13 protein-coding genes are annotated in these 15,840 nt (G+C 61.5%); 2 read left to right on the top strand and 11 right to left on the bottom strand.

Annotated features, from left to right (window positions below):
- Positions 1 to 175 precede the first annotated feature (175 nt).
- On the top strand, positions 176 to 2,818 hold the full coding sequence (ligD, locus tag J2J99_RS27845) for a DNA ligase D (RefSeq protein WP_168296562.1): 2,643 nt from the start codon (positions 176 to 178) through the stop codon (positions 2,816 to 2,818).
- A 396-nt stretch (positions 2,819 to 3,214) separates the two neighbouring features.
- Here ligD (J2J99_RS27845) and ligD (J2J99_RS27840) read toward each other — a convergent pair whose 3' ends face one another.
- The 9 genes from ligD (J2J99_RS27840) to J2J99_RS27800 form a co-directional block, all read right to left on the bottom strand.
- The gene (ligD, locus tag J2J99_RS27840; RefSeq protein WP_168296561.1) at positions 3,215 to 4,294 is read right to left on the bottom strand and encodes a non-homologous end-joining DNA ligase; all 1,080 of its coding nucleotides are present in this window, start codon (positions 4,292 to 4,294) and stop codon (positions 3,215 to 3,217) included.
- 3 nt (positions 4,295 to 4,297) lie between these two features.
- Positions 4,298 to 5,116: a non-homologous end joining protein Ku gene (ku, locus tag J2J99_RS27835; RefSeq protein WP_168296560.1), complete on the bottom strand. Its 819-nt coding sequence runs from the start codon at positions 5,114 to 5,116 to the stop codon at positions 4,298 to 4,300.
- Between the two features lie 12 nt (positions 5,117 to 5,128).
- Positions 5,129 to 6,028: a non-homologous end joining protein Ku gene (ku, locus tag J2J99_RS27830; protein WP_168296559.1), complete on the bottom strand. Its 900-nt coding sequence runs from the start codon at positions 6,026 to 6,028 to the stop codon at positions 5,129 to 5,131.
- A gap of 228 nt (positions 6,029 to 6,256) precedes the next feature.
- Positions 6,257 to 7,315 carry an ABC transporter ATP-binding protein gene (locus J2J99_RS27825; RefSeq protein WP_168296558.1) on the bottom strand — a complete coding sequence of 353 codons (1,059 nt, stop codon included), beginning with the start codon at positions 7,313 to 7,315 and terminating at the stop codon, positions 6,257 to 6,259.
- Positions 7,316 to 7,319: 4 nt separating this feature from the next.
- The gene (locus J2J99_RS27820; protein ID WP_168296557.1) at positions 7,320 to 8,150 is read right to left on the bottom strand and encodes a carbohydrate ABC transporter permease; all 831 of its coding nucleotides are present in this window, start codon (positions 8,148 to 8,150) and stop codon (positions 7,320 to 7,322) included.
- A gap of 4 nt (positions 8,151 to 8,154) precedes the next feature.
- On the bottom strand, positions 8,155 to 9,090 hold the full coding sequence (locus tag J2J99_RS27815; RefSeq protein WP_168296556.1) for a carbohydrate ABC transporter permease: 936 nt from the start codon (positions 9,088 to 9,090) through the stop codon (positions 8,155 to 8,157).
- Positions 9,091 to 9,323: 233 nt separating this feature from the next.
- A complete protein-coding gene (locus J2J99_RS27810; protein WP_168296555.1) occupies positions 9,324 to 10,583 on the bottom strand; it encodes an ABC transporter substrate-binding protein in 1,260 nt (419 codons plus the stop codon).
- Between the two features lie 33 nt (positions 10,584 to 10,616).
- Entirely contained in the window at positions 10,617 to 11,789 is a 1,173-nt protein-coding gene (locus tag J2J99_RS27805) for a PLP-dependent transferase (protein WP_168296554.1), read from the bottom strand.
- Complete coding sequence (locus J2J99_RS27800; RefSeq protein WP_168296553.1) at positions 11,786 to 12,508, bottom strand: FadR/GntR family transcriptional regulator; 723 nt, start codon at positions 12,506 to 12,508, stop codon at positions 11,786 to 11,788. The genes J2J99_RS27805 and J2J99_RS27800 overlap by 4 nt, the downstream gene beginning before the upstream one ends.
- Positions 12,509 to 12,714: 206 nt before the next feature.
- On the opposite strand from J2J99_RS27800, the gene J2J99_RS27795 reads away from it, so the two are divergent.
- On the top strand, positions 12,715 to 13,290 hold the full coding sequence (locus J2J99_RS27795) for a hypothetical protein (RefSeq protein ID WP_168296552.1): 576 nt from the start codon (positions 12,715 to 12,717) through the stop codon (positions 13,288 to 13,290).
- A 174-nt stretch (positions 13,291 to 13,464) separates the two neighbouring features.
- On the opposite strand, the gene J2J99_RS27790 is transcribed toward J2J99_RS27795, so the two are convergent.
- Positions 13,465 to 14,280 (bottom strand): endonuclease/exonuclease/phosphatase family protein, encoded by an 816-nt coding sequence (locus J2J99_RS27790; RefSeq protein WP_168296551.1) that lies wholly within the window; start codon positions 14,278 to 14,280, stop codon positions 13,465 to 13,467.
- A gap of 95 nt (positions 14,281 to 14,375) precedes the next feature.
- Positions 14,376 to 15,839, bottom strand: coding sequence for a phospholipase D-like domain-containing protein (locus J2J99_RS27785; protein ID WP_168296571.1), 1,464 nt, complete (start codon positions 15,837 to 15,839; stop codon positions 14,376 to 14,378).
- Between the last annotated feature and the right edge of the window lies 1 nt (position 15,840).

Here is a 15,840-nt window from a genome sequence, read left to right as displayed (position 1 = left end):
AATGCTTCTAGCGCCGCAGCCGTTGATAGGCGATCATATTTGGCGGGGACGGACAGTCCCCGTCCGTGCCGGCTGGCGGCAAGCGCCCCTGCCTTTTCAGGGATTTGGCCATCGCTCGGCATTGGAACAACGATGACCGCTATTTCGTTTGAGGACCGAATATCCGGGAACAGCCATGGCCAGCGACAAGCTATCGAGCTACCGATCGAAACGCGATTTTCAGAAGACTGCTGAGCCCAGCGGTGAGCGGCGCATCAAAAAGAGCAACCGCCGCCGCTTTGTCATTCAGAAGCACGATGCGACACGTCTGCACTACGACCTGCGGCTCGAGCTCGACGGCGTGTTCAAGAGCTGGGCTGTCACCAAGGGCCCGTCGCTCGATCCGCACGACAAGCGGCTGGCGGTCGAGGTCGAGGACCATCCACTCGATTATGGCGATTTCGAAGGCACGATTCCGAAAGGTCAGTATGGCGGCGGCACAGTCATGCTGTGGGATCGCGGCTATTGGGAGCCGGAGGGAAGGATGAGCCCTGAGCAAGCCCTTCGCAAGGGCGATTTCAAGTTCACGCTTGACGGCGAGCGCTTGCACGGGAGCTTCGTGCTAGTGCGCATGCGTAGCGATCGCGAGCGCAGCAAGCGCACCAACTGGCTGTTGATCAAGCATCATGACGAGTTCTCGGTGGAAGAGGACGGTGCCGCTATTCTGGAGGACAACCTCACCTCGGTGGCCTCGGGCCGCAGCATGGAAACGATCGCAGCCGGCAAGGGGAGCAAACCGCAACCCTTCATGGTGGAGGGCGGCAAGGTCGAGGCCGACGCCATCTGGGACAGCAATCACGGACTGGCCGCCGACGGGCGGGAGGCGAGTGGCGGGAAGCGCACCAGCGCTGCGACGGCGGTTGATCTTCCGAGTTTCATCGCGCCGCAGCTTTGCGAGAAGCGGGAGCGGCCGCCTGGCGGGGACGGTTGGATTCATGAGATCAAATTCGATGGATATCGCATCCAGATGCGCGTGCTCGGCGGCGAAGCGACGTTGAAAACCAGGAAAGGTCTCGACTGGACGGCCAAGTACCCCGAAATCGCCCGGGCGGCGTCAGCCCTTCCGGATTGTATCCTCGATGGCGAGATCTGCGCTCTCGACAGGCACGGTGCGCCGGACTTCGCCGCGCTGCAGGCCGCGCTGTCGGAGGGCAAGACCGGCGACCTCGTCTACTTCGGCTTCGACCTGCTCTATGACGGCGGCGAGGATTTTCGCCTCAAGCCCCTTATCGAGCGAAAGACGCGGTTGCAGGAGCTCCTCACGGAGGCCGACAATGATCCCCGTATCCGCTTCGTCGAACATTTTACCGGCGGCGGCGACGCCGTCCTCAGGTCGGCATGCAAGCTCTCGCTGGAAGGCATCGTGTCAAAAAAGGCCGATGCCGCCTACCAGTCCGGTCGAACGGAAAGCTGGGCGAAGTCCAAATGCCGTGCCGGGCACGAGGTGGTCATCGGCGCCTATGCCAAGACCAACGGCAAGTTCCGTTCCCTTCTCGTCGGCGTTTTCAGCGACGATAACTTTGTTTATGTCGGCCGCGTCGGGACCGGCTACGGCGCCAAGAAGGTCGATACGCTGCTTCCGAAACTAAAGGCGCTGGAAACGGCGAAGTCGCCGTTCACTGGAACCGGCGCTCCGAAGAAGCAGGCTGAAGTCGTCTGGGTGAAGCCCGAGCTCGTCGCCGAGATCGAATTCGAGGGCTGGACCGCCGACGGTCTTGTCCGGCAAGCGGCCTTCAAAGGATTGCGCGAAGATAAGCCGGCCAGGGAAGTTGAGGCGGAACGTCCGCCAAGGTCCTCTAAAGCCGAGGTTGCGGCGCCGGCTCCGGGAGCCGAACAGAGATCAACGCGCCGGAAGGGTCAGAGGGCCGATGTCATGGGCGTGCTCATTTCCAACCCCGACAAACCATTGTGGCCGGATGCCAACGACGGTGAGCCGGTAACAAAGGAAGAATTGGCCCGCTATTACGAGGCGGTCGGCGACTGGATGATCGACCACATCAGGGGCAGGCCCTGCTCTATCATCCGTGCCCCCGATGGAATTGGTGGCGAGCAGTTTTTCCAGCGTCATGCGATGCCGGGGCAATCCAAACTGCTCGAGTTGGTCAAGGTGTTCGGCGACAAGAAGCCATACCTGCAGATCGATCGCATCGAAGGGCTTGCCGCGGTCGCCCAGATCGCGGCGGTCGAGCTTCATCCATGGAACTGCGAACCCGGTCAACCGGAAGTGCCTGGTCGTCTGGTCTTCGATCTGGATCCCGGACCCGATGTTCCCTTTTCCACGGTTGTCGCGGCTGCCCGGGAAATGCGCGACCGGCTGGAGGACCTCGGATTGATCAGCTTCTGCAAGACGACCGGCGGCAAGGGCCTGCATGTCGTGACCCCACTTGCCATCCATAAGCGCAAGCCGTTGTCCTGGCCTGAAGCAAAGGCCTTCGCGCACGACGTCTGCCAGCAGATGGCCCGGAGCAACCCCGATCTCTACCTTATCAAAATGACGAAGAGCCTGCGGGGCGGTCGCATTTTCCTTGATTATCTGCGCAACGACCGCATGGCGACAGCAGTGGCTCCGCTCTCCCCTCGAGCCCGCCCAGGCGCGACCGTGTCCATGCCTCTGACGTGGACGCAGGTGAAGTCAGACCTCGACCCCAAAAGGTTCACGGTCCGAACCGTGCCTGCCTTGTTATCGAAGTCGTCCGCCTGGAAGGATTATTGTGACGGGCAGCGTCCCCTGGAGCAGGCCATCAAGAGGCTCGGCCGCACCGGCAAACATGCCGCCTGACACCGCCAGGAACAGAGGCCTCAGTTGGTGTGTGCGAGATCTTAGAGCCTTTCCGGGCTAGATTGAATCATTCTGTTGGCTCAAGCGGAGTCGGATGGTCGACCGGCCGGCGCGTGTCGTAGCCCAGCCCTACGGCCAAGCCGGCCGGTCGATCAGCCGGCCCGTTTCAGCCAACCCTCCCGCAGATTTGCTCGGCAAATCTGCAAGACTCCAGAATCGCCGGACGCACTTATCGCTTAGCCACGGCGAAGCGGTGCGGCCGGTGGGCCGGGCATGTTTCCGCCAGGATCAGAGGCGATTGGCTCGGACGTACCTGGGGGTATGCCCATCGCCAATCGCCTTTGCCCTGACGAAAACCTGCTCCGGCAGAATGCTTCAATCTAACCCGGAAAGGCTCTAATCGCCCGCGGAACTTCCTGTGGTCGCAGGGGCGTCAGTCAGATCAATGACGGCAGCATTATCCTGGATCTCGCGAAGGCCCTTATATGAGGGGTGGCGGAGGCTGCCCTCGCGCGTCCAGCCGCGAAACTCGATTTCGGCGATGAGGGTCGGCTGGGAAAAGACAAGCCGCTTTCCTTTCAGCGGCACGACAGGTTTTTTCGTTTGGAGACGATTCAACGTCTTGCGCAAATACTCCGCCTCCGTTCGATCGAACCCCGTGCCGACCGCTCCGACATAGATCCAATCTTGACCCTTGCGACCCGCAAGCAAAAGACTGCCGAGCCCGCCGCGGGTGGTGGCGGATTCCTCGTAACCGACGATCATGAAACTGTCGCTCTGAACGCACTTGATCTTCTGCCAGTCCCCGAGGCGACCACTCCGATAAGGGCTGTTACTGCGCTTCGCAATGATGCCTTCCAGGCCAAGATGGCAGGCGTGCTCAAGCAGTTCCTCGCCGCCCAGATCCAGGTCTTGCGAGAACCGAACGGCGCCATCGTCGGTGCCGGGAATCAGATCTTGCAGAAGATGACGGCGGACCGAGAGCTCGGTGCGCGTCAGGTCGTGGCCGTCGAGGTACAGCAGATCGAAGGCGTAGAAGACGGATTCGGTCGAGATCCGCTTGCCGCCCCTGCCGCCGAGCGAGCGCTGCAACGCTCCAAAGTCGGAGCGACCCTCTTCATCGACGACGACGGCTTCTCCGTCGAGAATGCAGCTCGATACACCGAGCTCTCTTGCCCCCGCGGCGATAGTTGGGAATCGGTGGGTCCAGTCATGGCCGCCGCGGGTGAGGATGCGGATGCTCTTTGGCTCGATGTGGATCGCCAATCGGTAGCCGTCCCACTTCACCTCATAAATCCAATCCGGCCCTTGCGGCACCGTTTGCTTCAGCAGCGCCAGGCAGGGCTCCACTCTGGACGGCATTGCATCGAACGGCAGGCTTGGCTGGTCGGGATCACGCCGGCGGACAGGTCGAGATTGTATCGAAGAACTGGACTCGCGAAGGAGGGGGGCCGAGCGCTGCCGTGGTCTGGTCATTGCTCAATTCCTGCCGGATCGGTTCTCGGCATCGACGGATTTGCGCAGCGCTTCCATGATGTTGATGACGTTGCTGGGGGCCGGCTCTGCCTTTTCCCTGCCCTTCGATTTTACCCTGGCCGGCTTCTTCATCAGTTTCTTCTTGGACTCGATGATGTCGAGCAGCCTATCCTGCACGGTGTCGGAGGCCATCTTCGGGTTCCAATGCTGCGTCTGCTTCTTGATGAGCTGCTGAACCAGCGGCATCATCTGGCTGTCCGCCGGTTGATCGTCCACCCGTTCGAAGTAGCTCTCCGCGTCGCGCACTTCGTCACCGTATCGCAGCGTCCAAAGGACGATGCCCTTACCGCGCGGCTCCAGCATGACGGCGCGCTCGCGGCGTGCAATCACCAGCCGCGAGATGCCGACCATGTCCTCAGCCGCCATCGCATCGCGAATCACCGAGAATGCCTCCTGGCCGACCGGATCGTCGGGAGAAAGATAGTAGGGCGTGTCGAGCCAGATCCATTCGACGCTGTTGCGCGGCGCAAATACTCCGATATCGATCGTCTTGGTGCTTTCGAGCGCAACGTTCTCCAGTTCCTCGTCTTCGAGCATGACATATTCGTCCTCGCCACGCTGATAGGCCTTCACTTCGTCTTCATCTTTCACGTCCTTGCCGGTGACGGCATCGACATAGTGGCTGATGACGCGGTTTTGCGTTGCGCGATTGAGCGTGTGAAAACGTACCTTCTCGTTTTCGGAGGTGGCCGGCATCATCTGCACCGGGCAGGTGACGAGCGATAATTTCAGATACCCTTTCCAGTATGGCCGGATCGCCACGGCAACCTCCGATCACCCGGCGCGGCGCTGATGAGCGCCGCCGGGGCTGCGAGATTTCGGCGCCGACGCGCGTGCGGACTTCTGCCTGACCTTGCCGGCATTGGCATTTGCAGCGGTACGCTTCGTCTTCGCCGCGGTCGCCATGCCGGCGCTTTCGCGCAGTGCCTGTAACAGGTCGTTCGGTTTCGCAGCCGGCGCGGCCTTTTTCTTCGGAAGGGTGCGGCCTTCGATCTTGGCCTTCACCAGTTCGGCGACGGCCGCTTCGTAACGGTCGTCGAATTCCTTCGGATCGAACTCGCCCTTCTTGGTGTTGATGATGTGCTTGGCGAGCTCCAACATCTCGCCCTCGATCTTGAGATCCGGCATCTCCTCGAAAGCCTTGTCGGAGGAACGGACTTCATAGTCGAAGTTCAAAGTGGAGCCCACCAGCCCTTTGCCAAGGGGTCGGATGAGAAGCGTCCGCAGGCGCCGGAACAGCACCGTGCGGGCGATGGCCGCAACCTTGGCCTTCTTCATGCCATCCCTCAGGAGCTTGAAAGCGTCGCTGCCCATCGTGTCGGGGGCCAGATAATAAGGCTTGTCGAAATAGACGTCGTCGATCTCGTCACAAGGAATAAACGCCTCCACCTTCAGCGTTTTGTCGCTTTCGGGGATGGCGGCGGCGACCTCCTCGGGCTCGAGGACAACGTAGCGACCATCTTCGATCTCGAAACCCTTGACCTGGTCCTCGCGTTCGACCGGATCGCCGGTCTCGCCGTCCACGAATTCTCGGCGCACCCGATTGCCGGTCTTCCTGTTCAGCGTGTGAAACGCAATCCGCTCGGATGTGGAGGCGGCGGTATAGAGCGCCACGGGAAAAGCCACCTCCCCGAACTTGATAAAGCCTTTCCAATTCGCTCTCGGGGCAACCATTTCGTACGCGCTCCTGCCGCAACCAGTGCGAGTCAACCGAATCACTTTACGATTGGTTCCGAATCAAAACGAATCAAATTTCAATAGCTTAGCCAAAATGATTCACGCGTTTTCCGAGTCTCGATCATCCCCTTGAATCTGATCGATCTTTTTCACGCCGGGTGCTTTCTACGATTGTAACAACCAGGAGACGGGGCCGCCTGAGGAGTGGTTTTGGTCCTCGACGGCTCAATCGATCCGTTGTCCTTCGCCATCGAAAACATGCAGATATTGCGGCGGAAAGGCGACGTCGACGTTCGGCCCCGCCTTCAGCGCATCGCGGTCGAGCGTAAAGATCTTGAACGGCAGGCCGTGAAGGGCGAGGTGCAGGATGATGCCGAAGCCGGTGGGTTCGACGAGCTCGACGTCGGTTGCAAGCCCGGTTCCGTCATTCGTCATTAGCACATGCTCGGGCCGGATGCCGAGCGTCACCCTCGCGCCGTCTTCAAGCGGCAGCGGCTTTGCCAGCGGCACGATGGTGCCGTCCTTCAACTTCACGCCGCCCGCGACATAGCTGGCCTCGAGGAAGTTCATCCCCGGCGAGCCGATGAAACCGGCGACGAAAAGATTGGCGGGGCGGTCATAGAGTTCCAGCGGGCTGCCGACCTGCTGAACGACGCCGCCATGCATGGCAACAATCCGGTCGGCCAGCGTCATCGCCTCGATCTGGTCATGGGTGACGTAGATCGAGGTCGCTTTCAGCTCGCCATGCAGTTTCTTGATTTCGGCGCGCATCTGTTCGCGCAGGCGTGCATCGAGATTGGACAGCGGCTCGTCGAACAGAAAGGCCTTCGGCTGGCGCACGATGGCGCGGCCCATGGCGACGCGCTGGCGCTGGCCGCCGGAAAGCGCCTTCGGCCTGCGTTCGAGCAGCGGATCGAGGCCGAGCTTGGCAGCGGCAGCCGAGACGGCGCTCGCGATCTTCTCCTTGGCCGTTTTCCGGAGTTTCAGGCTGTAGCTCATATTGCCGGCGACATTCATATGCGGATAGAGGGCATAGGACTGAAACACCATGGCAATGTCGCGATCCTTGGGATGCCGCTCGTTCACTCTGGCGCCGGCAATCCGGATTTCGCCCGATGTGACATCCTCCAGCCCGGCAATCATGCGCAGTAGCGTGGACTTGCCGCAGCCGGAGGGGCCGACCAGCACGACGAATTCACCGTCCCGGATTTCGAGGTCGACGCCGTGCAGCACCTGCACATGGCCATAGGCTTTGCGGATATTCTGGATATCGATCGATGCCATTTGTTTAACCTTTGACCGCGCCGGCCGTCAGGCCCTGGACGAGATAACGCTGGATGAGCAGGAAGAAGAGGCCGGCCGGAATGAGCGCCATGACGCCCGCCGCCATCATCTGCCCGAAATCCACCGAGAATTTCGAAACGAAGGTAAGAAGCCCGACCGGGAAGGTCGCTGCATCATTGCCGTTGATCAGCATCAGCGCGAAGAGCAGCTCGCTCCAGGCCGCCGTGAAGACGAAGCCGAGTGTCGCGGCAATTCCCGGCAGGGTCAGCGGCAGGATGATCTGCCGGAAGGCCGTGAACTGCGTCGCCCCGTCGATCATCGCCGCCTCCTCCAAATCCTTGGGGATGCCGTCGAAGAAGGACTGCATCAGGAAGGTGGCGAAGGGCACATTGAAGGCGGTGTAGACGATGACGAGGCCGGTCAGGCTGTTGGTCAGGTGCAAGGGCGACAGGATCTTGAAGATCGGCGCGACCAGCATGACGAGCGGGAACATCTGGGTCAGCAGCATCAAGGCGACGATCCAGTATTTTGCCCTGAAATTGAAGCGCGACAGCGCGTAGCCGGAGAGCGAGGCGCAGATCGTCACGGTCACCGCCGTCGAGACCGAGACGATCAGGCTGTTCTTGAAGAAGGTCGGAAAGGCGCTGTGCTGCAGCACGAAGGCATAATGATCCCAGGTCGTGCGCGACGGCCACATGCGCACGCCTTCGCTATAGAGCAGATCGTTCGGCGTCACCGAGACCTTGAGCAGCCAGAACAGCGGGAAGAGCGCGAAGGCGATATAGCAGAGGATTGCCAGGCGGTGCGCAATGGTGGGAACGGCGGATCGTCTCATCGTCTCAATCCTTGTTCAGCAGCGTCTGCCGCAGCAGGATGATCAGCATCGAATAGGCGAGTAGCAGGGCCAGCAGCACCAGCGCGATCGCCGAGGCATAACCGAAATCGAGCCGCTTGAACGCCGTCGTGAAGATGTAGCTCGCGACGATCTGCGTGCGGTCGGCAGGCCCGCCATTGGTCATGACGACGATCAGATCGGCGAAATTGGAGATCCAGACGGTTCGCAACAGCACGGTGATGGCGATGGTCGGTGCCAGAAACGGCAGGGTGATCGAGCGGAAGCGCTGGAACCAGCCAGCACCGTCGATCGACGCCGCTTCATAAAGATCGCGCGGGATCGCCTGCAGGGCGGCCAGCAGCGTGATGGCGAAGAAGGGAATGCCCCACCAGACATTGGCAACGATCGGCCCCCACATCGCATAATTGGGATCGGAAAGGATATTGCCCGGCTCATGCATCAGCCCGAGGGCGAAAAGCCAGTGCGGGATCGGCCCGATAACAGGATTGAACAGCCAGGCCCAGTTGAGGCCGGCGAGAAAGGAGGGCACCGCCCAGGGCAGGAAGACCAGCGCCTGCGCGATCGCCCGGCCCGGGAACGGTTTGTCGAGCAGCAGCGCCAGGATGAGCCCGAAGACGAACTGCAGGACGACGGAGGCGCCAGTCCACCAGAGCGTGTTTCTCAGCGCCCCGTAGAAGGCGGCATCCGTAGAAAGCTCGCGGAAGTGATCGAGCCCGATGAAACCGCCGGAAAACGGGTTGAGCAGCTGGATGTCGCGGAAGGCGTAGGAAACGCCCAATGTCAGCGGCACCAGCATGACAGCGATGATCAGGATCAGGGCCGGGGCGCTGTAGAGATAGGGCTCCGAAGCGTCGGCAAGACGACGCAGCCACGGCCTGCGGTCGCGACGCATGTCGAGCATATCGGCGGAAATGGTCATCGGATTGCGGTTTCCAAATGTGCGAGTCAAGGCTTCGAATGCGCGTGCGGCCCCCTCCTCCGACCCTACGGGCTACCTTCTCCCCGCTGGGGAGAAGGGAACGGAGACGTTGCGGCATATTCCCTTCTCCACCACGGGGGTCCGAAGGACGGGTCGAGACCAGTGGCTCGACCCAGGTAGAGGTGGCGGCAGCCGGATGAGGGGGCCTCCAGCTCGAAGCCCCCTTCTTCCATTTACTTCTTGCTCAGAAACTTCTGCTGCGCCTTGGTCAGATAGTCCGCCCACTGGTCGGCCAGATCCTTGGCCGAGATATCGCCGAGCAAGGCCTGCTGCGAGGTTTTGATCGCCAGCGAATCCTTGAAGTAGGCGAATTCCTCGAGGTAGGTCGGCATGACCGTCGGCACCGTGTTCGAGTCCGCCAGTTCCTCAAACCAGCCCTTGAACTGGTCACCGGCATAGAACGGGTCCTTCTCGGCCGCGGTATAGGCCGGCAGGGCGCCGATGCGCTTGTTCCACTCGATATTGCCTTCCGGCCCTTCGAGCGTGGCGATCAGCTTCCAGGAGAGATCCTTGTTGGCGCTCGTCGAGAACATCGACCAGCCGCCGTAGCCGATGGTCGGGAAGGACTTGCCATCAGGCCCCTTCGGCAGCGGCATGACGCCGAAATCTTCCTTTTTCATCCGTTCGGCAATGGCGATCAGCGCATCCGGGTCCTGATCGAGGAAGGCGCAGGTGCCGGAATAGAAGCCGGCGACGACTTCGTTGAAGCCCCAGTTGACGCTGTCCTTCGGCGCATAGCCCTTCTTGTAGAGATCGACCATCCATTGGATGCCCTTGGCCCAGCCGGGGCTGTTCATCGTCGAGGTGCCGTCCTCGTTGAAGTATTTGTTCGAGCCGGCCATCGAGGCGGCGAAGATCATCCAGCCGTTGAGGCTGCCCGGCCCGCCGCGCATGCAGTAGCCGTATTTGCCCGGCAGCTTGGACACCTTCTCGGAGGCCGCGGTGAACTCATCCAGAGTCTTCGGCGGTGCCGCAACACCGGCCTCCGAGAGCAGCTTCTTGTTGTAGAACATCGCCCTGAGGTAGAAGCCGTAGGGCAGCATATAGGCGGTGTTCTTGACGTCGCGGCCGAGTTCCAGCGCACGCGGCGTCAGCTCCTTCGTGTGCTCCCACTTTGCGAGATAGGGCTCGAGGCTTTCGAGCATGCCATTATTGGCATAGAGCGACAGCCAGGTATCGGGCATCTCCATCACGTCGGGCACGTCGCCGGCCGACACCATGGTGGCGAACTTCTGGAAGGCTTCGTTCCACGGCAGCGAGATGATGTCGACCTTGGTGCCGGGATTGGCGGCCTCGAACTTGCCGACGATCGATTTCAGTGTTTCGGTGCGCTCCGGGCTGGTGATGACTTCGACAAGTTTCAGCGTCGTATCGGCAAAGGCCGTGCCTGCCATCATCGAAGCAAAGAGCGTCGAGATTATTAGTTTTTTCATGCTCAGTTCCCCCTTTTCGGTTTCTCTCGGGTTTCAGGATAATGAGGCGGCGGCGAGCGCCTCCTCGATGTCTCTCCACAGGGCCTCGGTTCCTTCGAGGCCGACATGGAGGCGTACGGATCGCGCGTGGATGCCGAAGGTTTGCGCGGAGTTCGGCTGTGCCTTCTGCTGCAGCACCACCTCGCCTGGTACGATCAGGCTTTCGTGCCCACCCCAGCTTACACCCAGTTTGAAGAGCTTGAGGTGGTCGGCGAAGGCGCGGATATCGACGCCCTCGCGAAAGATGAAGGAAAACAGGCCCGACGTGCCGTTGAGCCCGGCGGGCAGTCGGTTGGCGAGGCCGGGATGGCAGACCGTCTCCACCATTTCGAGCCGCTGCAGGCGCCTCGCAATCTCGAGCGCGGACGCCTCATGGGCCTTCATGCGCAGCGGCAGCGTACGCAGGCCGCGGATCAGCAGCCATGCGTCGAAAGGCGAAAGCTTGCCGCCGAGATAGGGATAGGCTTCGGCCTTGATGCGCGCGATCATCTCTTTCGAGCCGGCAACGATGCCCGCCACCACATCGCTATGGCCGCCGAGATATTTCGAGGCCGAATGGATGACGAGATCGACACCGAGCGTCAGCGGCCGCTGGAAGAACGGGCTCGCCCAGCTGTTGTCGATCATCGAGACTGCGCCGTGGCGCTTGGCGAGCGCTGCGAGCGCGCCGACATCATGGGCCTCCATCACCCAGCTCGTCGGGCTTTCCAGGTAGAGCAGCTTGGCGCCGGGCAGCGCTTTGGCGACCGACTCCTCGTCGCGCCCGTCGACATAGGTCACCTCGATCTTCATCCGCTTCAGGATGGTGCCGAACAGGCGGAAGGCATCGGGATAGACATGTTTGACTGCGACGATGCGGTCGCCCGGCTCGACGAAGCTCAAAACACTCGACGAGATCGCCGCCATGCCGCTGGCAAAACCCAGCGCATCCTCCGCGCCTTCGAGCTTGGCCAGCATTTCCTCGAAGGCGCGCACCGTCGGGTTCAGCCCGCGCGTATAGGTCGGCCGCACCTTTTCACCGCGATAGACGGTGATCATTTCATCATAATCGGAAAAGGTGAAAAGCGAGGTCTGGAAGATCGGCGGCACGACGGCATCGGCGAAGTTGCCGTCGTCATGGGCGGTGATGATGGAAGCAAGATCGAACGGATCTGCGCCGCTGCTCATTTGGACATCTCCTTGATGTCTTCCTCGACGATATCGAGAATTTTCAACGTTTCGGCGCGCGCCGCCTCGGCATCTCCGGCAGCGATCGCGTTGAAAAGGGTGCGGTGAAAGGGAAAGGACCGGCGGGCGAAATCCTGCCGGTCGAAGGGATGCTCCCAGAAGCGCTCGAAAGTCTCGCGCATCTGTTCGAGCAGCTGGCGAAACAGCGGATTGTGGGTGGCGTCGTAGACGGCGAGATGGAAGGCCAGATCCTCCGGCCCGGATGTACCCTTCTCCAGATGCACCCGCTCCATCTCGTTGAGTTTCTCCTCGATGACGACGAGATCCTTCGCCGTGCGCCGCCGCGCCGCCACCATGCCTGCCTCGCATTCGATGCCGCGGCGAACCTCGAGCGTCTGCAACAGTGCGTCGCGCAGATGCGCCGCATCGAACGACAGCGGCATATGAATCGTCGCCCGGGACACCGGCTTCAGCAGATAGGTGCCGCTGCCCTTGCGCGTCTCGATGACGCCGAGCGCCTGAAAATGGCGGATCGCCTCGCGAATGGTCGAACGCCCGACGGCAAGGGCTGCCATCAGCTCGCGCTCCGCCGGCAGCCGGTCCCCTGCCTGCAGACGGGCGTCTTCGACATAATCCGCCAGCGCATCGGTCACCTGACGGGCGCGGTCGATCGCGGGAAGCGGCCGAATCACCGGCCTGTCGCTGCTGTTTGCCTTCATGGTTCCCCATTTTCTTGTCAGGCAGTCAGGACCCGAAATTGGTCTGACATCTTAGCATTTCTCAAAGATCGGGAGGCGTCAAGGACTGTTTGCGATTACGAATGCGAATCGCCCACAAGGCGGTTCTTCCCAAGGTCAGGCATTGTGCCTTCGATCAGGCCGTGACATGCTCCGAAAGGTTGTAGCCAAAGCATAGGCTCGGAAGCATGCGCGACTACGTGAAAAGCAAGGACTTTCATCGGCACATGCGGTCGCTGCTGGCTTCGCGATTTCAGGAGCTTGGCTGGGAATCGCAAGCGGCCGGCAAATGCAGCTTTGTCCGAGGTGGGCGGGTCTTCTGGTTACAGGTATCCCGATATTCGAATGGCGTGATCGGCGGCAAATTCACGCTCAACATGACCGAAGGTTCCGGCTCCGCCGGTGACACACGCATATTGCGTCGCCTGAGCGAGGCCGATCGAACCGTTGGCAAGGCTTTGGAAGAGCGCATCATCGCTCGCCTGCCGAGGCCCGATCCCGATCCGGAGATCGAAGTTGTCGGAGACAATGGCGGAACTGTCCTTGTAAAACTCGGCGATCTGGCGAAGGCAAATCCCCGACAATGGGACGGTCCGTCCGACGTTTGGTTGCCTTACTTCGGCAAGAACGATCTCGACGACTGGGCCGCATTTCTCGTGCCGCGTCTTGACCGGCTGGTCGCGAGGTCCTCGCCTGAAGTGACCGACCCGCGGTTGTGGGTTCAGCGGCTTCGCGATCTCACGGGTTTGTTTCGCTCGAAATGAGCGATGCCGTTTCAGTCGCGCGAATAAATGCTTCCATTGATCAAGAGCTTCTGCGCCCCATCCCAGGGCGCGGACAGCAGTTGCATACCGATTGGATGTCGCGAAATGTCGATCGCACGCAAGACGCGGAATTCATCCGATCTTGCCGGTCAGAGACCACAGGTGCGCAGGTTTCTACGCGGCTGCCGGTTTCAGGTCGACCAGCGCCTTGATCGGCAGATGGTCCGAGGCAATGCGCGCCAGCGGTGTGTCATGCGCTTCCACTTCGGTGATGATCCCCTTGCGGTTGGCGATGATGCGGTCGAGCGCCAGAAGCGGCAGGCCGGCGGGGAAGCTCGGGACGGCGGGCGGCAACTCTCCGAAGGCGGACTGGAACGTGGTCAGCGAGGAGCGGTCGCCGAGGCGCCACTCATTGAGGTCGCCAAGCAGGATGGTCGGCATCTCGCGCCGGTCCCTTATCAGTTCCACCAAAGTGCGGGCCTGCTGGGCTCTGTTGTGGCGCAACAGGCCGAAATGCGCGGCGATGATGCGCAGCACGCCGCCCTCTTCGATCTCGATCTCGGCGACGAGGGCGCCGCGCGGCTCCAGCCCCGGCAGCTTGATCTGATGCACGTCATGCACCAGCCCCTTCTTGAACAGCACGACATTGCCGTGCCAGCCATGCGCCTTGGCCATGCCGGCGACCGGCACCGGGATCAGGCCCGTCTCGCGCTCCAGTCGGCCGAGGTCGAGAATGCCGGTGCGCTCGCCGAAGCGCGTATCGGCCTCCTGCAGCGCGATCACGTCGGCGCCGATTTCATGGATCACCCGGCTGGTGCGCTCTGGGTCGAAGCGGCGGTCGGTGCCGACGCATTTGTGCACATTGTAGGAGGCAATCAGCGTTCCGGCGCTGCGCGGCCTTGCCTCCATATGGGCCGCGTCGAGCCGCTTCTTCCGGCTCCTGATCGAGGCGAGAATGCTGGCGGGAAGGCTGTCTTTTCTGGCGTGCATCGCAACAGCGCACTTATTCGGTTGATCACAAAGGGCTTCACCCGGCAGTATAGGCGGGCAAGCCGAACTTGCCATGTCCGACGATAAAAAATCGCTCAAAGATAGGGCGATCCCAACCACAGCACCTTCTCGAGCAGCCGCACCGGAAAGGGCCGCGCGCGCAAGCCCTCCAGCGTCACCAGCGTCGCCGATTTCAGGGTTTCGTCGATATGCTCGTCGATCTCGGCGGCAAAGCCCTCGTTCAGCACTTCGAGATCAACCTCGAAATTCAGCCTGAGCGAGCGTGGATCGAGATTGGAAGAACCGACATAGGACCAGGTCCCGTCGATCGTCAGCAGCTTCGAGTGGCTGAAGCTGCCGGTCGAGCGCCAGATGCGGCAATAGTTCTTGAGGATCTGATCGAATTGCGCCGTCATCGCCCGGTCGACCAGCATGAGATTGTTGACGTCAGGCACGATGATATCGACTTCGACGCCGCGGCGCGCCGCCGTCACCAGGGCGCTGATCAGTTCGCGGTCCGGCAGGAAATAGGGCGACATGATGCGGATTGATTGGCGCGCGACGGAAAAGGCGCCCATCAGCATCTTGTGGTTGGTTTCAACGCTTCGATCCGGCCCGGAAGCGACGACGCGCATCAGGATGGGATCGCCGGGGTTGCGCTGCGGCGGTTCGATGCGCCAGGCTTCGCCGTTCAACAGCTCTGCGGTGGTGAAGCGCCAGTCTTCGGCGGCAAGGTCGAAGAGGTCGGCGACGACAGGGCCGGTGACGCTGAAATGCGTATCGTGCGCGAAGCTCTCGCCCGTCTCCTGCTCGCTGAAGCCCGCCCTGATATTCATCCCGCCGGTCAGGGCAATGCGGCCGTCGACGATCAGGATCTTGCGGTGGGTGCGCAGATTGGCATAGGGCAGCCGCAGACCGATGATGACGTTGCCGTTGAAGACGGCGACGGTGACGCCACCCTCCTTGAGATAGCCGAGAATGCTCGGCACCGAATAACGCGCGCCGACGGCATCGATCAGCACCCGCACCGCCACGCCGCGCTTGACCGCCGCAATCAGCGCATCGGCGATGCGAAGACCGATGGCGTCGCGGTCGAAAATATAGGTTTCGAGCAGGATGCTGCGGCTCGCCTCGTCGATGGCGGATCTCATCGCCGCATAGGCCTCGTCACCGGTCTCCAGCATGTCGATCGCATTGCCCGAGGTCAGCGGGTTGCGGGTGACCCGGTCGCCGAGCGTCTGCAGCGCCGCGAAGCGGCGGCCGAACTGGCTGATGACGGTCTCGGCCTCGGCGTCGAACCTCTCCAGCTCGTCGATGCCGGGCGCAAGCAGCAGGGCGTCGCGGCGAATGCTCAGCGATTTGCGGCGGATGCGGTTGATGCCGGCAATCGCATAGAGCAGCGCGCCGACGATCGGAGACAGGATGATGACGCCGACCCAGCCGATCGCGGCGCGTACTTCCTCCTTGGTCATGGCGGCATGGATCGCCGCCGCGGCTCCCATGGCGATCGAAACGACAAAGAGGATATGCGGCCAGTAGGTCGATAGGAGATAGAACATC

The sequence above is a fragment of the Rhizobium binae genome, assembly GCF_017357225.1.
Classification (GTDB): Bacteria; Pseudomonadota; Alphaproteobacteria; order Rhizobiales; family Rhizobiaceae; genus Rhizobium; species Rhizobium binae.
Note: the sequence above shows the minus strand (reverse complement) of the source record. Positions and strands in the feature narration are given on the sequence as shown.

What these genes read in the sequence shown, in the direction of transcription:
- ligD (WP_168296562.1), top strand. Translation starts at nt 176, where the DNA reads ATGGCCAGCGACAAGCTATCGAGCTACCGATCGAAACGCGATTTTCAG.
- ligD (WP_168296561.1), bottom strand. Translation starts at nt 4,294, where the DNA reads ATGACCAGACCACGGCAGCGCTCGGCCCCCCTCCTTCGCGAGTCCAGT.
- ku (WP_168296559.1), bottom strand. Translation starts at nt 6,028, where the DNA reads ATGGTTGCCCCGAGAGCGAATTGGAAAGGCTTTATCAAGTTCGGGGAG.
- J2J99_RS27825 (WP_168296558.1), bottom strand. Translation starts at nt 7,315, where the DNA reads ATGGCATCGATCGATATCCAGAATATCCGCAAAGCCTATGGCCATGTG.
- J2J99_RS27820 (WP_168296557.1), bottom strand. Translation starts at nt 8,150, where the DNA reads ATGAGACGATCCGCCGTTCCCACCATTGCGCACCGCCTGGCAATCCTC.
- J2J99_RS27815 (WP_168296556.1), bottom strand. Translation starts at nt 9,090, where the DNA reads ATGACCATTTCCGCCGATATGCTCGACATGCGTCGCGACCGCAGGCCG.
- J2J99_RS27810 (WP_168296555.1), bottom strand. Translation starts at nt 10,583, where the DNA reads ATGAAAAAACTAATAATCTCGACGCTCTTTGCTTCGATGATGGCAGGC.
- J2J99_RS27805 (WP_168296554.1), bottom strand. Translation starts at nt 11,789, where the DNA reads ATGAGCAGCGGCGCAGATCCGTTCGATCTTGCTTCCATCATCACCGCC.
- J2J99_RS27800 (WP_168296553.1), bottom strand. Translation starts at nt 12,508, where the DNA reads ATGAAGGCAAACAGCAGCGACAGGCCGGTGATTCGGCCGCTTCCCGCG.
- J2J99_RS27795 (WP_168296552.1), top strand. Translation starts at nt 12,715, where the DNA reads ATGCGCGACTACGTGAAAAGCAAGGACTTTCATCGGCACATGCGGTCG.
- J2J99_RS27790 (WP_168296551.1), bottom strand. Translation starts at nt 14,280, where the DNA reads ATGCACGCCAGAAAAGACAGCCTTCCCGCCAGCATTCTCGCCTCGATC.
- J2J99_RS27785 (WP_168296571.1), bottom strand. Translation starts at nt 15,839, where the DNA reads ATGTTCTATCTCCTATCGACCTACTGGCCGCATATCCTCTTTGTCGTT.